Origin of the sequence: Sphingobium sp. 22B (assembly GCF_001580035.1) — a bacterium.
Taxonomy (GTDB): domain Bacteria; phylum Pseudomonadota; class Alphaproteobacteria; order Sphingomonadales; family Sphingomonadaceae; genus Sphingobium; species Sphingobium fuliginis.
Window position 1 is genome coordinate 1 of record NZ_LTAB01000004.1, and the last position, 19,952, is coordinate 19,952.

The 19,952-nt window shown below is 62.4% G+C and carries 17 protein-coding genes; 10 read left to right on the forward strand and 7 right to left on the reverse strand.

Annotation, left to right across the window (positions count from 1 at the left end):
- Positions 1-163: 163 nt before the first annotated feature.
- A protein-coding gene (locus A0J57_RS05545; protein ID WP_099187111.1) for an IS3 family transposase occupies positions 164-1,302 on the reverse strand; the annotation gives its coding sequence in 2 pieces (ribosomal slippage) (positions 164-1,035 and positions 1,035-1,302; 1,140 coding nt in all).
- A gap of 226 nt (positions 1,303-1,528) precedes the next feature.
- On the opposite strand from A0J57_RS05545, the gene A0J57_RS05555 reads away from it, so the two are divergent.
- The 5 genes from A0J57_RS05555 (at position 1,529) to A0J57_RS05575 (ending at position 10,850) form a co-directional block, all read left to right on the forward strand.
- Positions 1,529-2,392: a toprim domain-containing protein gene (locus A0J57_RS05555; RefSeq protein WP_062017059.1), complete on the forward strand. Its 864-nt coding sequence runs from the start codon at positions 1,529-1,531 to the stop codon at positions 2,390-2,392.
- Positions 2,393-2,472: 80 nt separating this feature from the next.
- A complete protein-coding gene (locus A0J57_RS05560) occupies positions 2,473-6,690 on the forward strand; it encodes a strawberry notch-like NTP hydrolase domain-containing protein (RefSeq protein ID WP_061934253.1) in 4,218 nt (1,405 codons plus the stop codon).
- A 69-nt stretch (positions 6,691-6,759) separates the two neighbouring features.
- Positions 6,760-8,844: a ParB/RepB/Spo0J family partition protein gene (locus A0J57_RS05565; protein ID WP_061934255.1), complete on the forward strand. Its 2,085-nt coding sequence runs from the start codon at positions 6,760-6,762 to the stop codon at positions 8,842-8,844.
- A gap of 83 nt (positions 8,845-8,927) precedes the next feature.
- Positions 8,928-9,875 carry an ArdC family protein gene (locus A0J57_RS05570; RefSeq protein WP_061934257.1) on the forward strand — a complete coding sequence of 316 codons (948 nt, stop codon included), beginning with the start codon at positions 8,928-8,930 and terminating at the stop codon, positions 9,873-9,875.
- A 363-nt stretch (positions 9,876-10,238) separates the two neighbouring features.
- Positions 10,239-10,850 (forward strand): hypothetical protein, encoded by a 612-nt coding sequence (locus A0J57_RS05575; protein WP_061934259.1) that lies wholly within the window; start codon positions 10,239-10,241, stop codon positions 10,848-10,850.
- 183 nt (positions 10,851-11,033) lie between these two features.
- Here the strand turns inward: A0J57_RS05575 and A0J57_RS05580 are convergent, their stop codons facing one another.
- Together A0J57_RS05580 and A0J57_RS05585 are read right to left on the reverse strand one after the other, a co-directional pair.
- The gene (locus A0J57_RS05580; RefSeq protein ID WP_061934261.1) at positions 11,034-11,627 is read right to left on the reverse strand and encodes a sigma factor-like helix-turn-helix DNA-binding protein; all 594 of its coding nucleotides are present in this window, start codon (positions 11,625-11,627) and stop codon (positions 11,034-11,036) included.
- Between the two features lie 80 nt (positions 11,628-11,707).
- On the reverse strand, positions 11,708-12,313 hold the full coding sequence (locus tag A0J57_RS05585) for a twin-arginine translocation signal domain-containing protein (RefSeq protein WP_061934263.1): 606 nt from the start codon (positions 12,311-12,313) through the stop codon (positions 11,708-11,710).
- Positions 12,314-12,574: 261 nt separating this feature from the next.
- Between A0J57_RS05585 and A0J57_RS26525 the strand changes: the two genes are divergently transcribed.
- The gene (locus tag A0J57_RS26525) at positions 12,575-12,721 is read left to right on the forward strand and encodes a hypothetical protein (RefSeq protein WP_162492717.1); all 147 of its coding nucleotides are present in this window, start codon (positions 12,575-12,577) and stop codon (positions 12,719-12,721) included.
- A gap of 95 nt (positions 12,722-12,816) precedes the next feature.
- On the opposite strand, the gene A0J57_RS05595 is transcribed toward A0J57_RS26525, so the two are convergent.
- Positions 12,817-13,308 carry a hypothetical protein gene (locus tag A0J57_RS05595; RefSeq protein WP_061934265.1) on the reverse strand — a complete coding sequence of 164 codons (492 nt, stop codon included), beginning with the start codon at positions 13,306-13,308 and terminating at the stop codon, positions 12,817-12,819.
- 111 nt (positions 13,309-13,419) lie between these two features.
- Between A0J57_RS05595 and A0J57_RS05600 the strand changes: the two genes are divergently transcribed.
- A complete protein-coding gene (locus tag A0J57_RS05600; protein WP_139111423.1) occupies positions 13,420-14,025 on the forward strand; it encodes a hypothetical protein in 606 nt (201 codons plus the stop codon).
- A gap of 257 nt (positions 14,026-14,282) precedes the next feature.
- Entirely contained in the window at positions 14,283-15,062 is a 780-nt protein-coding gene (locus tag A0J57_RS05605) for a hypothetical protein (protein WP_319024349.1), read from the forward strand.
- Positions 15,063-15,064: 2 nt separating this feature from the next.
- Here the strand turns inward: A0J57_RS05605 and A0J57_RS05610 are convergent, their stop codons facing one another.
- A complete protein-coding gene (locus A0J57_RS05610) occupies positions 15,065-15,853 on the reverse strand; it encodes a hypothetical protein (protein WP_062017056.1) in 789 nt (262 codons plus the stop codon).
- Positions 15,854-15,912: 59 nt separating this feature from the next.
- Here A0J57_RS05610 and A0J57_RS05615 point away from each other — a divergent pair, with 59 nt between their 5' ends.
- Entirely contained in the window at positions 15,913-16,551 is a 639-nt protein-coding gene (locus A0J57_RS05615) for a hypothetical protein (RefSeq protein ID WP_061934272.1), read from the forward strand.
- A gap of 92 nt (positions 16,552-16,643) precedes the next feature.
- Positions 16,644-17,042: a hypothetical protein gene (locus A0J57_RS25890; RefSeq protein WP_153017804.1), complete on the forward strand. Its 399-nt coding sequence runs from the start codon at positions 16,644-16,646 to the stop codon at positions 17,040-17,042.
- On the opposite strand, the gene A0J57_RS05625 is transcribed toward A0J57_RS25890, so the two are convergent.
- On the reverse strand, positions 16,955-17,896 hold the full coding sequence (locus tag A0J57_RS05625; protein ID WP_235600799.1) for an ArdC family protein: 942 nt from the start codon (positions 17,894-17,896) through the stop codon (positions 16,955-16,957). The two genes, A0J57_RS25890 and A0J57_RS05625, sit on opposite strands and share 88 nt — an antisense overlap.
- A gap of 12 nt (positions 17,897-17,908) precedes the next feature.
- Complete coding sequence (locus tag A0J57_RS05630) at positions 17,909-19,921, reverse strand: ParB/RepB/Spo0J family partition protein (RefSeq protein ID WP_022684360.1); 2,013 nt, start codon at positions 19,919-19,921, stop codon at positions 17,909-17,911.
- Between the last annotated feature and the right edge of the window lie 31 nt (positions 19,922-19,952).

The following is a 19,952-nucleotide window of genomic DNA, read 5'->3' on the forward strand; positions in this document are numbered from 1 at the left end:
AGAGGTGGCCGGGTTGGTCTGAACAGGGATCGGCACTTGATAAGTGGATCGTCTGCCGGTTCTTTGCTCGCACTGCCGATATGGGGCGTCATGTAGGGAGGGCGTAGCCCGACCGGAGTGACGCCCCATATCGGCGGCCAAATTAGCTTCGCTGGCCTTTGGCTCATGCTGCCATCGCCAGCGGCAGGTTGTCAAAATATGCCTGGTCCGGGGTCCGGGCACCAAGGCTCGAATGCGGCCTCCTTGCGTTGTAAAAGTTCAGATAACGACCGATCGATACCCGGGCTTCGCTGACCGCGGCGTAGGCGCGGAGGTAAACCTCCTCGTATTTCACCGAGCGCCACAGGCGCTCGACCACCACATTGTCGCGCCATGCGCCCCGTCCGTCCATGCTGATGGCGATTTCCTCCCGGTGCAGCACGCTGGTGAAGGCGAGCGAAGTGAACTGACTGCCTTGGTCGGTGTTGAAAATCTCCGGTTTTCCGAAGCGCGCGAGCGCTTCCTCCAATGCTTCGACACAGAAGTCGGCCTCCATCGTGATCGACACCCGCCAAGCCAGGACCTTCCGGCTGAACCAATCGACGATGGCCACGAGATAGACGAACCCCCTCGCCATCGGGATGTAGCTGATGTCCGTCGCCCAGACCTGGTTGGGCCGCACAATCGGCAGTTTGCGCAGCAGGTAGGGGTAGATCTTGTGCCCTGGCATCGGCTTCGATGTGTTCGGGCGACGGTAAATCGCCTCGATCGCCATCTTCTTCATCAGCGTGGCGACATGCTGGCGGCCGATCCCGATGCCTTCCTGCCGCAGCAGATCGCGCAGCATCCGACTGCCTGCGAATGGAAATTCGAGGTGCAACTCGTCGATGCGCCGCATGATCGTTAGATCCGCCGCCGAGACCGGCCTGGGCAGGTAATAGACGCTCCCCCGGCTGATCCCCAGTTCCCGCGCCTGCCGGGCCAGCGGCAAACTGTGCGAACGGTCGATCATCGTTTTGCGCTCGGCAACAGACCGGCCTTCCCGAGCGCGCCGGCCAAAAAATCATTCGCCAGCGTCAACTCGCCGATCTTGGCGTGCAGCGTCTTCACGTCGACCGGCGGTTCGCCCGTTTCCGACGCGTTGCCCGAACCAAACACGCCTGCTGCGCCCTCCAGCAACTGGCTACGCCACGTCGTGATCTGGTTCGGATGCACGTCAAATTGCTGCGCCAACTCGGCCAGCGTCTTCTCGCCCTTCACGGCAGCCAATGCCACCTTCGCCTTGAAAGCCGGGCTGTGGTTCCGGCGGGGTCGTTTGCTCATCTCTGCTCCTGTCTCGCGGCCATCCTGGCCGCCGTCAGGCAGAAAATCCACTTAGCTCACTGTCCAGTTTTGCCAGGCCACCTCTGACCGTTTGCTCATCTCTGCTCCTGTCTCGCGGCCATCCTGGCCGCCGTCAGGCAGAAAATCCACTTAGCTCACTGTCCAGTTTTGCCAGGCCACCTCTGAAGAGAGAAGAGGGGGAGGGGCATGAGCAGGAGAAATGCTTATGTCCCTCATTGCGCACAAACCATCCCAGGAACTCGTCGATCTGGTCCAGGCCCTTGGTGGCAGGTGGCACGGTCCCATTGCCATGTGCCGGTGCCCGGCCCATGCCGACAATGATCCGAGTCTATCCCTTCGGCAGGGCGATCGGGGTATATTGGTCACCTGCTTTGCCGGCTGCACCCGTGAGGACGTTCTTCGAGAATTGACCCGGGTTCGCATCACCCAGCGCGGAACGCCACCTGAAACGACAAGCCGGGCTGGCACCGGCAACGCCGTTCGCGTCTGGAACGAGGCCGTGGACGTTCGTAACACGCTTGGCGAACGCCATCTGGCGCGGCGTCACTTCACCACGATTCCGCCGGATGTCCGCTATCATCCGCGCTGTCCCTATTTGCCCAAACCTCACACCCAGTTCCTACCCGCTTTGCTGGTCGCAGTTCGCGAGCGACGGCAACTGACGGCGATTCAGCGAATATTCCTCGACCCGGAAACGGCTGACTACACACACAAGGCGATGCTGGGAACGCCCCGGCACGGTGCGTGGCAGGGTGGATATCCTCGCCGGATTCTGGGGATTGCCGAAGGCTTCGAAGACGCCCGCGCCTTCACATTGCTGCGCAACATTCCCTGCTGGGCGTCCCTCGGCGCGCGCCGATTTGATCAGCTGATCATCCCTGATCATGTCGAGATCCTGATGCTCGCCCACGATAATGATCCTGAGGGCCTCCGTGCCGCCAACGTGGCCGCTCAGCGCTATGCTCGGCCGCGTCTCGCTATCCACCATGCTCCGCCGTCCGTGAATTTCGGTGATTGGGCCGAGCTTCTCGCCGCCCGCATGGAGCAGGGGGCGAACCTTCCTGGCTGATACGGTCCGGGACAGGAAAGGGGAGGGGGATCGGGAGAAGGTGCAGCTGCCAGGAGGGCAGCCAACCTTCGGAGATCTTCATGACCGACCTGTTCGAGGCAACCGCCCGCGCCGACCGCGAGGCCGCTGACTTGCTTTGTCGCCATCTTGACGGCAATGAACCGATAACACGTCGCCACCTCAATGATGCCATGGTGCAGGCCTTCGGCGGAAGCGATGCCGACGGCCGCTGGACCCAGCGCGACAGCTTCGAGATCCTTGAACATGCGCTGGCGCTGCATCTGGTGCGGCAACCGACGCCGCCATCATCGCTGACCGAGGTGCGAGCCGCCATCACCTTGGTTGACCGCTTGCCCACCCAGACGGTGCGCAGCGAGCAACAGATTGCCTGGCAGCAATTCTCCACCCCCGTCGATATCGCTGCGCTGGCTGTGGTGCTCGCAGATGTGCAGCACGATGACATCATCCTGGAACCCAGCGCGGGCAACGGCCTACTGATCGCCCAGTGCGGTCCACATGAATCGTTGCACCTCAACGAACTGGATCCAGCCCGCCGCGCGCGGCTCGCCTCCGCATTCCCTCATGCCAGCATCACCGGCCATGACGGGGCGACGCTCAATTCCACCCTCGCATCAATCGAGCGGCCGACGCTCGTTCTCATGAATCCGCCTTTCGCGCGCTCGTTTGGACGCGGTGCCGATGACTATGCCGCCGTTCGTCATCTCCAGGCCGCGCTCAGGATGCTTCGCCCAGGTGGAAGACTCGTCACTATCATGCCCGACTGGTTCAGCAACAACGGTCGGATGCGCGACCAGTTCGAAACCACCCTGCGCGATACAAGCGTGCGAACCTCGCTGCGCTTGGAAAAATGCTACACCAAGCATGGCACATCGATCGCCGTCAGGTTGTTCGTGATCGACAAAGTGCCGGGCGGCACAGTTCCATCGACGATCCAGCGGGCCTCCGTTGCGGATTTCCTAGATTGCTGCACGGTTGCTGCGCGCTCGGAGGTTCGGACCGTCACGGCCCCCGCGCCCAAACGTAGCGCGGGCATCTCCCTGTTCCGCGCGGTCAAAAGCACCAAGCCCGCGCCACGACCCTGGCATGCGCCGGTGAAAAATGATGTCCTGCCGGTCGATTACACGCCGCTCGATATCCCGGCGCCGCTGCTCGAACAGACCGGCATCTATCTTCCCTATCGGCCCAGCCGTATAGCTTTCACATCCGCCGGCGAACATCCGACCGCACTGGTGGAGTCGATCGCCATGGGGTCGATCCCGGCGCCCATCCCAAGCTACGTCCCGCATTTGCCCGAACGGACCGTCACGGAACGGCTGCTCTCCGCATCCCAGCTCGAAACCGTCGTCTATGCCGGCCACGCCTGGTCGCAATTCCAGCCGGGACGCTCCAGGCCTGACAAGGAGGGCGTTGGCCTTGTCATAGCCGAAGATGGCGACCGTTATCGCAAGGGCTTTTTCCTGGGCGACGGCACCGGGGCAGGGAAGGGGAGGCAGGTCGCCGCCTGCATCCTCGACAATTGGCTCGCCGGCCGTCGCCGCAACATCTGGGTTACCAAGAATGAGCCGCTGCTCGAAGACGCGCGCCGCGACTGGACTGCGCTCGGTGGCGTCGCAGCCGATATCCAGCCGATCAACAACTGGAAGATCGACGAGCCCATCACGCTCCAGGACGGGGTGTTGTTCGTCACCTATCCGACCCTCCGCTCGATGCGATCCGATCATAGCCGCTTGCGGCAGATCATTGAGTGGGCAGGGGCTGATTTCGAAGGCGTGATAGCCTTCGACGAAGCCCATGAGATGGGCGGCGTGGCAGGCGGGGAAGGGGCTCTTGGCGCCAAGGCTGGATCGCAACAGGGTATCTGCGGCGTCCGGCTCCAGAACCATCTTCCGCTCGCTCGCGTCCTCTATGCGTCGGCCACCGGCGCCTCCGAGGTCAACAATCTTGCTTATGCGGTGCGCCTGGGGCTGTGGGGACCAGAAACGGCCTTCGCCGATCGGGAACGGTTCATCACCGACATCCGTCAGGGCGGCATTGCGGCCATGGAATTGGTGGCGCGTGATTTGAAGGCCATGGGCCTCTACCTTTGCCGGGCGCTGAGCTTCGCCGGCGTTGAATATGATGTGCTCAAGCACAGCCTGACCCCGGCACAGATCGAGATCTACGACATCTATAGTTCGGCGTGGTCGGTCATTCATCGCAATATGGAGGCGGCGCTTGAACAGACCGGCGTTGTCGATGGCCTTGAGAACACGACCCTCAATAGCGGCGCCAATGCCGCGGCGCGGTCGCGCCTGCACAGCACGGTGCAGCGCTTCTTCGGCCAAGTGCTTCTCTCGATGAAATTGCCGACAGTGATCGCTGCGGTCGATCACCATTTGCGCGAGGGTCAATCGGTGGTGCTGCAGCTTGTGACCACGGCAGAGTCCATTCTCGATCGTCGCCTTGGAGCGCTCAGTCCTGATGAGCGGGCGGAGCTTAGTTTGGACTTGTCTCCGGTCGATTTCATGGTGGATTATCTCGAACGCGCCTTTCCAACGCGCCAAATGCGGGTCTTCACCGACGATACTGGCACCGCCCGATCGGAGCCGATGACCGATGATCATGGTAATCCTGTCTATAACCCACAGGCCGAAGCGGCGCGCGCCGGGCTCATAGAGCATATCTGCGCGCTACCGCCGATCGCGGCCGCGCTCGATGGGCTGCTGGAGCATTTCGGCCATGACCATGTCGCCGAGGTCACCGGGCGGACCAAAAGGCTGGTATCGACCGGCGGTGGCGCGCAGAAGCTGGAAAGCCGATCCACCCGCTCGTCCCAGGCCGACGCTGCGGCATTCATGGCTGGAACCAAGCGCATCCTGGTCTTTTCCGACGCCGGCGGCACCGGCCGCTCCTATCATGCTTCGCTCGACGTGGTGAACCAGGAGCAGCGCGTTCATTTCCTGCTCGAACCGGGGTGGCGCGCTGACCGGGCGATCCAAGGCCTCGGCCGAACCCACCGTACCCACCAGGCCAGCTCCCCGCTGTTCCGGCCGGTCACGACCGACTGCAAGGGCGAGTTGCGCTTCACCAGCACGATCGCCCGGCGGCTCGATAGCCTGGGTGCGCTCACGCGCGGCCAGCGCCAGACCGGCGGCCAAAACTTGTTCGACCCTGCCGACAATCTGGAGAGCGAATATGCCTGTGCCGCGCTGACCAGCTGGTTCCACCTGCTCGTGAACGGCAAACTTCAGAGCGTCAGCTTTACCGAGTTCGAGGAGCTGACCGGGCTCGAACTGACCGACAAGGACGGCATATTGAAGGAGGACCTGCCGCCGATCCAGCGCTGGCTCAATCGCTTGCTCGCGCTCCCCATCGATCTTCAGAACCGGATTTTCGACGAGTTCCTGACGCTGGTCGAAACCCGTGTCACGGCTGCGCGCGAAGCGGGGCGGCTCGATGTCGGCGTCGAAACCATGTTGGTTGATGATGCGACCATCCTTGATGATACCGTGCTGCGCACCGATCCGCTCAGCGGCGCCACCTCGCATCTTATCACCATCGAGGTTGCCCGACGCCGAACGCCCGTATCGCTGGAACGCATCCTTCGGATCGCCGATGCCGATGATGCGTCGGAGTTTCTGATCAACGGCAAGTCCGGCAAGGTGGCGCTACAGGTGCAGGCACGCTCCCTGATGGAAGAGAATGACGGTACGCCCATTCCCCGCGTCGAGCTGATGCGGCCCACCCGGCGGGAATATCAGCGCGTAGCGGACATGTTTGAAACCGCCTGGAAACCCATCTTGCGCGAGGATTTTGCCGAGCGCTGGGCGGCCGAGGCCGATGAAGCTGCGCAGACGCTGGAACGCGAGACCATCCGGATAGCGACCGGATTGCTGCTGCCCATCTGGTCAGCGCTTCCGAGCGATCATCTGATCGTCAACCGCATTGCCACGGCCGATGGCCGCTCTTGGCTGGGCCGCATGGTCTATGATGAACATGTCGCCCACCTCTACACCAAGCTAGGCGTGGATCGTGCCGACAATCTCCCGGCGGACCAGATTGCGAAATCGGTTCTGTCGGGCCGGAGCGTCGACCTTGTCCGTCCCTTCGCGATCACCGTCAAGCGGGCGATCGTGAACGGCAAGCCGCGTATCGAACTGGTCGGGGCGCCGGCGGCCCAGTTGCCTTGGCTTAAATCGTTGGGCGCCTTCACTGAAATCATCCAGTTTCGGACTCGGGTCTTTTTGCCGGTGGCCGAAGCGGAGTTGATCCTGGGGAAAATCCTCGAACCAACCTGATGCGATGAAAGGGAAGGGGGAGCGGGGAGGGTGTCCGGGCTGAACCGGACGCCAGAAGGAGTTACCCCCGTGATCGATTCCATCAAGCTCTCCAAGCTCCGCCTTTCCCCCATCAACGTCCGCAAGCGGCCCGATGATCAGCTTCAGATCCCGCAATTGGCCGCCGATATTGACGCGCGCGGCGTTCTCCAGAATCTGCTGGTCACGCCGGCGAAGAAGCCACGCGGCACCTTTGAGGTGTTCGACGGCGGCCGCCGGCTGCGCGCGCTCATGCTGCTCGCCGAACAGGGTGACATTGATGCGGGCGCCTATGATGTGCCAGTGAAGGTTCTCCAGGGCGACGAAGCGACACTCACCGAAACCTCGACCGCTGCCAATTTCCAGCAGTTGCGGATGACGCCAGCCGAAGAATGCCGGGCCTTCCAGCATTTCATCGGCACGAGCGGCGATATCGACGGGGTCGCGAAACGCTTCGGTGTCACCCGGCGCTTCGTGGAAGGCCGGCTGCGGCTCGCCTCGCTTGCCGAACCAATCTTCACCGCGCTCAGCGAAGGCGAGATTACGCTCGATATGGCTAAGGCCTTCGCTTCGACCGAAAATCGCGACAAGCAACTGCTCGTCTGGGACAGTTACAATATTTCCTACACCTCGGCCGATACCATCCGCCGTGCCATCAGCAACGAGACGATGAACGCCAGCGACGCGATCGCCATTCTCGTCGGGCACGAGCGCTACGAGGCGGAAGGCGGACGGATCGACCGCGATCTCTTCAGCGAAAATGGCGATCGCTGGATCGACCCGGAAATCGCCCACCGTCTCGCCGGCGAGATCATGGAAGCGGAAGCCGCGCGCCTGGGCGAAGAGAGCGGCCTTGCCTGGATCCGCCCGATTGCCAGCAGCTATACCCATAGCGCGGCGCATGGACTGTACCGCGTCCATCTCCCGCAGCCCGAGCTGACCCTGGAACAGGCCGAGCGTCTTCAGGCGATCGAGGTGCGCCGCGAGGAGATCGAAACCGAGCTCGAAGATGAGGATTTGGCCGAAGAAGCCTACGATACGCTCAACAGCGAAGATGACGCGCTCTTTGCCGAATGGCAGGAAATCGACAATCGCGCTCCCATCCTGCCCGACGCTTATAAGCCGTTGGTCGGCCTTTTCCTCACCCTCCAGCCCGACGGCGCGATGAAGCTCGACAGCTGCTATTATAGCGAGCAGCCCATCCGTACCGAGGCCGAGGAGGGGAGGGGCACTGGCAATGGCAGCGAGGGAACCAGCCTCTCGGGCGGGGGCGGTGCCTCCCCAGCGCCCAGCCTTCCGCCGGAAAATGTCGCGCCCGGCGGCAAGCCACTCAGCGCCCGTCTCTATGATGAACTCGCGATGCAGCGCCGCGACATATTGGCAGCGGCCCTCCTGGCTGAACCAGCGCTTGCGCTCGACTATGCAATCTTCTGCATGGTCGACGAGCGCGGTTACGGCTCGGACCCGGTCGGCTCCACTATCCGGGCCGGCAAGCCGCAGGATCCTGTTTCGGGTGCGGTGCCTGCTTCCCATGCCCGCGATTATCTTGCCGAGGCCCATGATGGCCTCAATGTCGCATGGAAGGATCACAAGTCGGTCATCGATCGCTTCGAGGCATTCCGCGCCCTGGATGATGATAGCAAGGCGGCATGGCTTGCTTTCGCGGTGGCGATGTCGCTGGAGGCCAAGGCCGGATATCGCAACGAGCAGGTGCCTCTCCACGATCGGCTCGGTACCATACTCGAAATCGACTCCGCCCATTGGTGGCGGCCGACGTCGGAAAATTATTTCGATCGCATTCCCAAGGCCTCGACGCTGGCGCTGCTCAATGAGGTTGGGGGACCGGCCGTCATGGCGCGGCATGCGACGCTCAAGAAGCCGGAGATCTCCGCGAGCTGCCATAAACTGTTCGCCGGCGAGTCGATCGTCGAACCGGAGGTGAAGGAAGCGGCTCTCGCCTGGGTTCCGGACATCATGCGCTTCCGCGACACCGCTGCCGACAGCGTCGAGCCAGCGGAATCGGTCGAGGCTCAGGACCCCGAGGCCGGCGAACGGAACGACGAAACCGGACAAGACGATGCGGTCGATGAGACCGCCGAAGAAGAAGCGGTGGATGACGCGGCTGAAGCGGCCTGATCGATCGCCCCTTCTCTCCCGACGACCCGCCGGCACGATCGACCCGTCGGCGGGTCCACGCCTCGCACCTTAGGGGAACGGCCATGGCGTCCAAGAAGACAAGCCGCGAGGTCGCGGCAGAAATCACCGCGCTCATTATCCGCAAGCTGGAAGAAGGTGTGGCGCCCTGGAAACGGCCCTGGGCTGTCACTGGCGCCGGTGGCCGGCCGCTGCGCCATTGCGGCACGCCGTACACCGGCATCAATAATCTTTATCTCTGGGCGATTGCTGACGCCTGCGGCTATCGCTCGCGCTTCTGGATGACCCGCCGGCAAGCCGAGGAGCTTGGTGGCAATGTGCGGTCCGGTGAGTCCGGTTCGCTCTCCGTCTATTATTCGGCCTTTACCAAAAGGAAGAATGATCCAGCGACCGGAGAGGAACGTGATCGCAAGTTTCGCTTCCTGCGCCACTATGTCGTTTATAATTGCGATCAGGTCGATGGCCTGCCCGACTTCTACTATCCACCGGTCCTGCCGGACACACCTATCGACCCATCGGCACGGCAGGCTGAGATCGATCGCTTCTTCAACGCCATACCCGCTGATGTCCGCCATGGCGGCAATGAAGCCTATTATAATCCGTCACGGGATTATATTCAGCTGCCCGCTCCGCGATCATTCAAGTCGATGGATTATTATGCCAGTGTTCGCGCGCATGAAAGCCTGCACTGGTCCGGTTCCGCGTCACGCCTGGCAAGAGTATTCGGCAAGAGATTTGGCGACAAGGCTTATTGCTTCGAAGAACTCGTCGCCGAAATAGGTTCAGGTCTGATTTGTGCTGATCTTGGACTGCCCCATGAACTGCATGATAGTCATGCAAGCTACGTAGGTCAATGGATTTCCGTTTTGAAAGCGGACACGACCGCGATCATCCACGCGGCGTCCAAGGCCGAGCAGGCCTTTACCTATCTGCGACAATTCAGCGAAAGCACAGATGAGGTCAATAAACCTATGCCTGCCGCTGCGGACCACCCGGCCGCGCTGGCCGCCTGATCGGGAGACACATCATGGCCCTGGAAATCTCGAAAATGCTTCACCTCTCGACGGCCCATGTTACGCCAGCTGTCGCCGAGGCCTTGGACCGTCATGTCGAAGTCGTCCATCCTCCCGGTCAGAAATCCGATCCAGGCCTATGGCAAAGTCATCTCGTGCCGAACGCTGGTCGGAATATGGTTGGTTCATCTGGGTCAAGTCGACCAGCCGTGAACTGATGCCAAAGCGGCTGCAGGAATGCCTCGCTTTTGCCGAGGGCATCGGGATAACCTGGATCAGTTCGACCGCGACTGCGAGCCGATTGCCAACCTTCCGACCTATGACTGGCCCTGACCGGCTAACATTCAACACAGGAGATAAGCCATGGGATGGCTCACCATGCCGTTCAGCTCGATGGGCGGTTACAAGACCGCGAGCGCCTATCTGGATGCTCAACTCACCTATGAACGTGAATTGGAAGATGGCACGACGCAGGGTCTTCGGGTTCTGGCTTCTTCCTGTCCAGGGAACCGCGTCTATTATGCAGCGGTGCAGTCCATCACCAACGGTATTCCGGGTGAGGTCTTCGCTGTCGTCTGTCTCGTTAAATGGAGTCCCCGCAGCCCAAGCGGTGAGAATTTCGGATATAAGGATATGAGCGAATCCGCAGGGCCGCACGAAGCAGAATGCCCCGCCGATATTCTGGGCCTGCTGACGACGACTGACAGCGAATATGCGCTCGATTGGCGCCGGCGTTGCCTTGCCCGATTGCGTCTTCGCTCCCGTGCCCTCCGCAGCGGCGACCGGGTGCGCTTGGCATCCCCATTGCGGTTCACCGACGGAGAGACACGCGATCAATTCATCGTCGAAAAGCGTGGCCGCACCATGCGCTTCCGCGACGCCCAAGGTGGCAGCCTTTGCCATATCAACCACTTCATGGATCGGCACTGGCTCATCGTGCCGACGACCCGGGTCCATAAGACGGTCTTCGGATGAAGGGGAGGCCGTCTATCCTGTTGCACCGATGAGGGAATGTCATGTTCGCCAAGGATGAACCCATCTCGCCCAAGCGCCGCGCCCTGTGCAGCCGCGAAAATGCGGAGCGCATCGCATCGCGGATCTTCGATCAGGGCTTCTGCCCCGTGAGCGTCATCCGAACCGGAGATGCGCTCCAACCCTTCAGGGTTTCGACGGCACCGTCGCAGGATGATCATGTTGAATTGCAGATGGTGTCGTGAGGCGACGCCCTTGTTCCTTCAGCCAGTCGGCATAGGAGAGCGGGCTTTGAGCAATGGCTCGAATGGCGCGCAACATTCGACGCCTGACGATCCATTTGAAGGTCCGCTGGCGTCGAGCGATGTCTGCATAGCTCAGTCCCTCGAGCCGGTTCAACAGAAAAGCCTCGCGGACCTGCACTGGCATCGTCGCCAGAACCGCCTGCCTCACGAGCAGGTCGTCATCTTCAGCATCGCCCCATGCTATGATTTCCCGCCTTCCCCGGATGCGCAACGCCTGCTCGCAATAGGCGCGGTGCCGCTGTCGCAGCGCCCGTTCCGCAGGCTCGATATTTGCGTTTTGCGAGCGACTGGGCTTCTCCCCGTCCATCACCGTCGCGACCATGGCCAGCGCTTCGGCGAGGCACGCCTGGACGGCTAAAGCATCGATGGACAGGCGGCCCGCAATTTCCGCGAAGGACAGATCATCATCTCGGCACAGCAGGAAAATCTCGCCCATCAGCGCGGGCAGATCGTTCACGGCGGCGTCGATGGCCACCAGCCTCGCCGCGTCAGGTCGGGTCTTGGCAGTCTCCCGGGGTAATGGGGAGATTGCTGATGTCCGGTGGGTGTGCGGCATCATGCCTGCACCTCACGCTGTTCGCGCCGCCAACCATTCGGGCGGCGATGGCCGGTCACATCATGGACATGGTCGAGCAGCGTGCGAAGCAATGGTGCAACCTTGCTTGTCGTGAAGCCGCCATCGTCCGGTCGCGCTTCAAATCGATGGGCATGGCCCCACTTCCAATATGGCGAAAGGACGGCTGCTAACCGCGCCATGTCCGGGCAGCCATGCCCGAAGCCGGTTGCGTTGGCATAGGCAAGCGACTTGGCGACATCGAGACGGATGTGCCGCGCATTCCATTCGTCGGAAAAGCCGATGTCGAGCAAGTAGGAGGACAGGCCCAGTTGGACGACAATGCCGGATCGATACAGCATTTCGCCGACGTCATTGCCGCAGATGCCCTGGTTCAATCCCCACAAGAAGGACTCTGCATTATGATAGCGGAACCGGCTCAGACTTCGGCCCTCCCTGGTCCGCGCAAGGGTGGCTGGCTGGTCTTCATACTGCGTGTGCAGCACGGCCAGCGCATCGCTTGCGGGCGATACGACTGCCACAACCGGGGCGGCCGTGAGTGCCCGCAAAAGATCGCGGCGTGACGGGCGGGGATCAAACTCATCCATATGCGCCTCCTTTTCCGCATCCGATGCGGTCCTTGCGGAGAAGCCGGGATGGACAGGGCACGGTCCCGGCGCTTTCCACATGATTCGCGGCGATTCCATTGCGATGGGCCAACCAGCGGATTGGCCGAATGGCAATATACGCCACCGTTTATTGCATAAACGACGTCGTATATGTAAATAAACGGTGGCGTCAATAGCTTTGGCTTGGAGATTGCAGATATGACCGTTAGCGACGAAGCAATGGGACGAAGGCCGCTTGGAATGAAGCCGACTACGGTCAGGCTATCGGAAGAGACGATCAGCCGTATCGATGCGCTGGTCGGCAACCGACGCTTCGCGCTATTTGTCCGCGAGGCGGTCGAGAATGAGTTGCGCCGCCGGGAAGAGCCGGAGAAGGCGAAGGATTAAGCCGCTTGATCGGCTGATTGAACCTGCTGGATCCGATGCAGAGTTCCGGCGGGAAGCTGCGAGGCCGGATCGACCCCGCAGCCTGAAAGTGACGCCTAGCGGCGCAACGCCTCGTCCATCCACCAGGATGGACCCTGTCGGAAATCCTCGGCCATTCCGATCATTGGTCCGTCCGGTTCATCGGCGACATAGGGCCGTTTGACCGGCATCGTCGGGATCTTCAGGCGCATCTGTTCACCCGCGACCCGCCCGCGCGGTTCGAGGAGAGTTTCGAGCCATTCGAGATCGTCGAGCATCTCGATCACCCCGCGGCCCGCCAGGCAGAAATAGATGCAGCGCTGGAAATCGTCGCAATTGTCGTTCGACAGGATCGACATCAGCTTCCGCTTTCCCGCTGCGGCGCCATCAAGGACCCACTGCGCGGCTTCCCGCAGTTCCCGCACCGAATAATAGGCGTCCTCCACCGGCATGTTGATGCAGGCGTTGGCGATCATCCGGCGCGTCGGCCGATTTTCCGCGTCGAGCGCGGCATCGCGCAGGCCAATGTCGAGATCAAAATGGCGGCGAATGTCTTTCTCAAGGCTCATGGGCACATCTCCTCGGAAAAGAACATATAGAGAACAATTCGCCGGGTCAAGCTTGGTTCGACCGGCAGAAGGAGAGGGGGAGCGAAGCCGTGAAGCAAAAAGGAGTACAACATGACGATCTTCCTACCCTCAGCCCAGCCGACCATGAGCATTTGGGGCGCCATCCAGAGCGCCGATCAGATCGCGCCCGGCATCTGGCATGTGTCGACCCCGAGCCACGGTGGCATCCTCTTGTCGGAGCAGCGGCAGGCGGCGATGCCCGATGCGCTCCGGCGCGACGAGCCCTTCTACGAGGAGGACGTTAACTGGGCGCTCGTCTATCTGGGTTTCGAGGCCGAACTGCGCCGGGTCGATCGGCCGGCCATGGGCGCGGCAATCCTGCTGGCGCACGACACCGTTCGATCCTGGCGGCCGCAGGCCTACAGTGACTTTACTGGCAAGCCAGTCACGCCCCGCGACAGTCATGTGCTGCGCGCGATCGCGGCCTATGAAGCCGTGATCGGCGAGGTCGTGGTGGTCGCCGCCTTCGGCTCTCATGCCGATTGGGTGCCGGAGGGGAAGACCGGGGTCATCGGCCGACGGGTGCTTAGCGTCGATCATCTGGGACATGCGACCTATGAGATGATCGACCATCGTGCCCTGGTCGATGCCGAGCGCTATGACAGCTGCCAGATCGTCAACAGCTTCACGGCGATCGGCGCCGAACCGTTGCCGTGACGATGGAGATCATCGTCGGGTTGCCGCATCTGGGCAAGGGGCCGATCCTCGACCGCGTGGTTGCGCTACGGCAACCGGCGCTTATTTCGGCCAACTGCCTTTCCAGATATTCCGCGAGCAAGGGATGGCGCGATTGGACGAGATGGAGAACCGGGCAGCTCGCCAACGCTCGTCCGCTGGCATCGCTTCATCTCGACAGCGCGGGTTTCGTCGCGACGGCGCGCTATGGAGCATTCCCCTGGTCGATCGCCCATTATGTGGCGCTTGCCGCCGCCTTTCCATTCCGATGGTGGGCCAGCGCCGACTATTGCGTGGAACAGGAAATTGCCGCTGACCGCGCACAGGTGCTTGAACGGCTGTCACGCACCATCGCGGCCAATTTCGAATGCTGCCGCCGCGCCGATGATCATGGTATCTTGTCGACCATGATGCCGGTGATCCAGGGCCGTCGACCCTGCGATTATGAGCGCTGCCTCGACGCGCTATGGGGATTGATCGAGCGTGCGCCGCTTATCGGTGTCGGCAGCATGTGCCGTCGCGAGGTCGCCGGACCTGAAGGGTTGATCGCGGTGGTCGAGCATCTCGACCGGATCTTGCCGCCGTCAACCCGCCTCCATCTGTTCGGCGTCAAAGGCCCGGCCATTCCCTATCTGCTTCCGTTCGGGAAGCGGATCCGCTCGATTGACAGCCAGGCCTATGGCACCAGCGCGCGTCGCGAGGCCCTGAGCCGGGGCATCTCAAAGACCGACCGCTTCGTTGCGGACCATCTTGAGACCTGGCTGGGCCGTCAGGCCGAGCGGCTTGGCGATGCGCCAAAAGCTCTGCCCATAAACGCTCCCAATATCACGGATGCCCTGCCGGCCGATGGGTGGGAAGCGGCGATCGCGCAGGCGCGGGGCGAGATCCAATCCTTGATCGAACAGGGTGAACTCGACCATGATGCGCTGGTCGAGCCTTGGATCCAAACATGGGCGGCCGAGATCTACCATAGTCGCAGGGATGCGTTCGGAGGAACGGCTATCCGCGCAGCGGCATGATGTCAGCCGTCATTATCATGTCCGTTCGCGCGCTCCCGTTTATCCTGGTCTGAACGATCCGAGGCGATCACGCGCACGCCCAACGCCTGGATGATCTGCATGACGTCAGGAGCGAGCTTCGCATCCTCCCACTCGGCTGCGCCGGACCATGGTTCCTCAGGCGAGACAGGGGTGAGCTCTCCGGACGAAAAGTCCATGAGATGGCCCGACTGAATGAAGTGATTCTGGAAGTCGCACTGATAGTCACCCAGGATCTGAACCGGGATTTGCTCATCGCCGGCCTGTCGCGCCGCAAACACCTCATGTTCACCGGCAAGGACGATATAGAGTGTTGGCAGTCGTGCGCCGCTGACGCGCATCACCTCGATGGGACCCGCGGGCCTTTCCTCGCGCCGCGCCGTGATGGCGCTGACCATGCGATTGTAGTTCCAGGGTTGCGCCAGCACATGGCGCGTTTCGACCTGTTGCGTGACCTGCCCTTCCAGCGATGTGCATTTGCCGGTGGTGGCGATCAGCGCTGCGGCCAAGCGATCGACCTGAAACGCCCCGCCGATCACCGTCAGCACGCCGGTTGAATTGAGCGCGGCGGAGCGATCATCGTCGGAGGCCAAGGGGGATACGCTGGGCAATCGCACGTCGATCGTCCCAGCCTGTATCAAATCGATCAAATTCATAACCACGGCATTGGCCCCCCGGCGCGACGCGGCGATGCTAATGTCGATCGCCCGCGCAAGCCATACTGCCGATGGGGTATGAACCGCAGAAAAACGGCTGCTGGCCCAGATCGGCAAAGAGGAGGGGGATCGAGGTGGAAGGAGCGCGCCCTGCGCTTGAAGCCGGAGACCCCATCATGAGCTACGATGTTGCCTTTCGCCACGCCCAGGCCCTTGATCCGAGCGGATGCACGACCATCGCCGCAACACTTCACGTGCTTGAAGCGGCGATCACCGATTGTCGCAACGCGGGCAAAGACATTGAGTGCGATCCTGCCGTCATTCTGTTGGCCCGCCATTTCAGCACCGTGTGCGCGAGCAAGGCCTCCGAGGCCGAGATGCGGCAGGCGTGCATGACGGAGATCGCCGCCATTCGCGGCAGCCCGACATTGCCCGTCCTTTGTCAGCGCGGCGTCGCGTATGACGCGCCGGCCAAACGCACCTTTCACGCCGAAGGGCGCCGCGCTCTGCTTCGCTTTGCCGATGCGTTGGGGCTTGCACCGGGGGCCTACAGCATTCGTTCCAACCCGGCGGGGCCGGCGGTATCGGGCGACATCACCCTGCATGGCCAAAATCTGTGGATGCAATTGTCGATCTCTCCTTTTGGCCCTGGCCATGAAATCTGCTTTCGTCGCGTGCGGGGCCGCGACGATCACATAGGAGAACGCAACCACTGGGCTTCGGTTCAGGAGCTGCTCACCCCGGACCGATTGGCTGACCGGGTTTGCCGCGACCTCAAGCTGCCCTGCTGCGCCAAGCCGCGTCTCGCCGTTTGACGGCGCCGGTCCGCCAACGCCTTCCCATCCTACGGATGATGGGGCTGCCGCGACCAGCCTGCTGGCGCATGCGACAATCAGGAACGCCACCCATGGACACCAAAAGCTTCATCGCATCCGATCCCGCCTGTTGGATCAGCCGAGGCCGAACCGCCGAGCATGCGGAAATGATCGCTGCCGCTTGGCGTGCCTATCCCGACCTCCCGAACGACGCCCCTCTGGATTTGCGCATGACCCGGACGCGCGAACGGGTGGTCGCCATGCGGCCAGTTACGAACGCGATTGCGCGTCAAACCGAATGCGAACGGCAGGCCCGCAATTTCGCCTTCACGCAAGCGAAGGTGGCACGGGGTGGCGGCACGCGACTTGATCAGGCTATTCTGATCGGCCGCACGGATCATGGCTATGACTGGAACGAGGCCGTGGAATTTGCCAATGGCTGGTATGCTTTATGCCCAGCTGCGCATAAGGCGTACCAGGAACCGATATAGGCCGCATGATCGTCGAGATGGGTGGTTGGGAGACCCACATCGGCGCCAACCAGCGCTGCCGACAGTTCAGCCACCAACTCCTCGAACGCATAGGCCTGATCGCCGAAGCGCTTGCCGAAGGATCGGGCAAGCCGGTCTGGATGACCCGTCCAATGACCAGCCTCATGCGCGAGCGTGGCCGCCCATGCAGCACGCGTGTCGAACTGTTCGACGGGCGGCATCGTGATGAGGTCTGCGCGCAGGTTATAATAGGCGCGATCGCCTCCAGTCCGCAGCCGCGCCGGCAGGCGATCGACGAAGCGTTGTGCCCGCGCACCGAGCCGGTCGCCCGGTGGGACGAGCGATAGCGGTTCTGGATAGAAATCGGACGGCAGCGCGTCGATCTGGTCTGCATTGAAGACCGCATAGGACCGCATCACCCGGCGATGCTCATCGACCAGCTCGCCGGGACGTTCGCTGGAATCGACCTTCTTCGAATAGGCCTTGTAGAAGATTGCAAATTGCGCCTGCTCACCGGCACGGACCTGCCCGCCAAGGGTCTGCGCCTGGCGGTAGGTCATCCAATGCCGTGACCGATAGCCGCATTGCTCGGCAGCCAGCCACAGCCAAAAGGTGTTCATGCCGCGATACGGCTCGCCATTGGCCCGCAGCGGACGCCCCTGCGCCGCACACGAACGCCAGGGCCGCACCCAGGGTCGCACACCGGCCTCGAGCCGGTCGATGATGGCGCACGTGATGGTCTCGGCCGGCGAGGGCCGGCCCGATGATCGAGTCATGGTGGATACTCCACGAAAGAGCGGCGGCCAGCGCCGCCGATGAAGGACTGCGGGCGACGCAAGAGCGCCGCCGGCCATTACGCGTTGGTCTCAGGCCGCCTCGTCGAGGTCATCAGCATCGCCATCGGGGGCGATCTCCCCTGCCCCGCCGTCGCTGTCGTCTTCGTCGCTGAGGAAGGCGGAATAGCTACGGAAGCTTTCGGGCTTCTCCACCGCGCCAAACCGCATCTCATCGGGCAGCCAGCAGAGCGCCTTTTCCCGGACTTCGGCCTCGACGATGCCCTGCCCGGAACAGAGCGCCGCGCAGGCATTGGCAAGGTCACCCTTCTTGGCGTCCTTGTAGCGGCCGCGCAGTACTGGCCCGCCGATCTCTTCAAGCGCTTCGAGCATGACGTCCTTCTTCACGCGTCCGAAAAAGTTCTGGGCATCGGGCCGCCACCATTGCGCGACATCAATGTCGAGCAGACGTCCGAGATGATCGTGGAAGCCGTTGCGGCGCCCGCCATCGTCGACGTTGAGCGTCGGTTCGAGCGTCTGCGCCACGACATGGGCAAGCCAATCGGCGCGCGCCTGTTCATCCAGTTGCCGGAAGGCATCGAAACGCGACGACAGCGTGTTCCCGCCTGCCCAGCTCACATCGAGCCCCTGGCGCTGTTCGGCCAGGACGTTGCTGGCCGCGCTGCCTTCGTCGCGGAAGCCGACGATCGGGAAGCTCGCGGCGGCCGCTTGCAGCGTCGAGTGGTCCCGGACATAGCCGCTGGCGAACACGGTCCGGTGCGCGATCAGGAATATCGCGAGGTCGAGCGCGAACCCCGCGTCCGAGGCGACATGGGACGCCAGGATCTGCCGCCGCTGGGTCGCGAGTTCGTCAACCAGCGTCGCGCTGAGCCGGGAGGCCGCGACCTTGCCGGACGGTGCTTCGGGTTCTGCGTCCGCGCCCGCCTGACGAATGGCGCGCTCGCTGAACATGCGGCTGTGCACCCGCGGACTGCCATCGGGCGCCAGATAGATGAAGGTGCCCAGCTGGTCCTTGATCGCATCGTCGACCATCGTGCGCGCCGCCTCGATCGCATCGAGTTCCCGCTCGATGTCGGCGAGCCGCACCGAAGCCGCCTCGGCCTCTGGTGTGCCGTCCTCAAGTTCGGTTTCCAGTTCACGGATGAGCGCATCGCCCTCATCGGAAAGACTGTCGACGCGATCCTGCTCGTCCTCGCTCAATTCGCGCAGCGCCGGATGATATTCGTAGAGCTGGCACTCCATGTCATAGGGCACATGGGTCGCGAGGACCGGTGTCACGAATGCCAGCTTCTGCTCGGCAGCGAGTATTTGTGCCGCTGCTTCGAGCTTCTGGGCGGCAAGCTGCTCGATGATCTCCACGTCGATCCAGCTCTCGTCCGCATCATCGCCGAACAGGTCGCGCTCGATCCGGCCGCCCGCACCGACATAGGCATCGCGGCCAACGAACCGCGCCTTCGCATCGGTCGCCTTCACCGTCCCATTGAGGAGCGCACGGCGGACATTGTCGGGATTGTCACCATAATAGGACCGGCTCATGCTCTCGAACACGCGCGCCTGGCGATCGACGTCGGGCGTGACGGCATAAGCCTGGGCGACCCCCAGCGTGATCTCGCCCGCCGCCAGCGCCGCGAAGACTACCGGAGCCAGTTCGGCAAGCCGGACCCGCTGCTCGACGAAGCGGGTCGTGACCCCGAAGCGTTTCGCCACATCCTCGGCGCTCGCCCCCCGGTCGAGGAAGTGCTTGAAGGCCGAGCATTCATCCGCCGGGTTCATCGCGACGCGATGGAAATTCTCGGCAAGGCTCGCTTCGGCCGATCCGGCATCATCCTCGAGCACCAGCACCTGAACCTCATGGTCCGCGGCAAGCCGGTTCGTCTCAATCAGGCGTTGGAGCGCCCGCAAGCGGCGGCCGCCCGCCTTGACGGTGAAGTGCCCCGCTTTTTTTAGCGGCGTGACCACGAGATTCTGCAACAGGCCATGCGCAGCGATATTCTCGGCCAGACTGTCGAGGTCGGCATCGCGATTGGATTTGCGGACATTATCCTTGGAGAGCGAGAGGTTCTTGACCTTCACGGACTGGATCATCGGTTGTCTCCTTCGAGGGTTGCGCCGACGT

Coding starts and splice junctions, on each gene's coding strand:
- A0J57_RS26525 (WP_162492717.1), top strand. CDS start 12,575: ATGAAGCCGACTACGGTCAGGCTATCGGAAGAGACGATCAGCCGTATC.
- A0J57_RS05630 (WP_022684360.1), bottom strand. CDS start 19,921: ATGATCCAGTCCGTGAAGGTCAAGAACCTCTCGCTCTCCAAGGATAAT.
- A0J57_RS05600 (WP_139111423.1), top strand. CDS start 13,420: ATGACGATCTTCCTACCCTCAGCCCAGCCGACCATGAGCATTTGGGGC.
- A0J57_RS05570 (WP_061934257.1), top strand. CDS start 8,928: ATGGCGTCCAAGAAGACAAGCCGCGAGGTCGCGGCAGAAATCACCGCG.
- A0J57_RS05555 (WP_062017059.1), top strand. CDS start 1,529: ATGTCCCTCATTGCGCACAAACCATCCCAGGAACTCGTCGATCTGGTC.
- A0J57_RS05625 (WP_235600799.1), bottom strand. CDS start 17,896: ATGGCCGGCGGCGCTCTTGCGTCGCCCGCAGTCCTTCATCGGCGGCGC.
- A0J57_RS05560 (WP_061934253.1), top strand. CDS start 2,473: ATGACCGACCTGTTCGAGGCAACCGCCCGCGCCGACCGCGAGGCCGCT.
- A0J57_RS25890 (WP_153017804.1), top strand. CDS start 16,644: ATGGACACCAAAAGCTTCATCGCATCCGATCCCGCCTGTTGGATCAGC.
- A0J57_RS05595 (WP_061934265.1), bottom strand. CDS start 13,308: ATGAGCCTTGAGAAAGACATTCGCCGCCATTTTGATCTCGACATTGGC.
- A0J57_RS05585 (WP_061934263.1), bottom strand. CDS start 12,313: ATGGATGAGTTTGATCCCCGCCCGTCACGCCGCGATCTTTTGCGGGCA.
- A0J57_RS05615 (WP_061934272.1), top strand. CDS start 15,913: ATGAGCTACGATGTTGCCTTTCGCCACGCCCAGGCCCTTGATCCGAGC.
- A0J57_RS05575 (WP_061934259.1), top strand. CDS start 10,239: ATGGGATGGCTCACCATGCCGTTCAGCTCGATGGGCGGTTACAAGACC.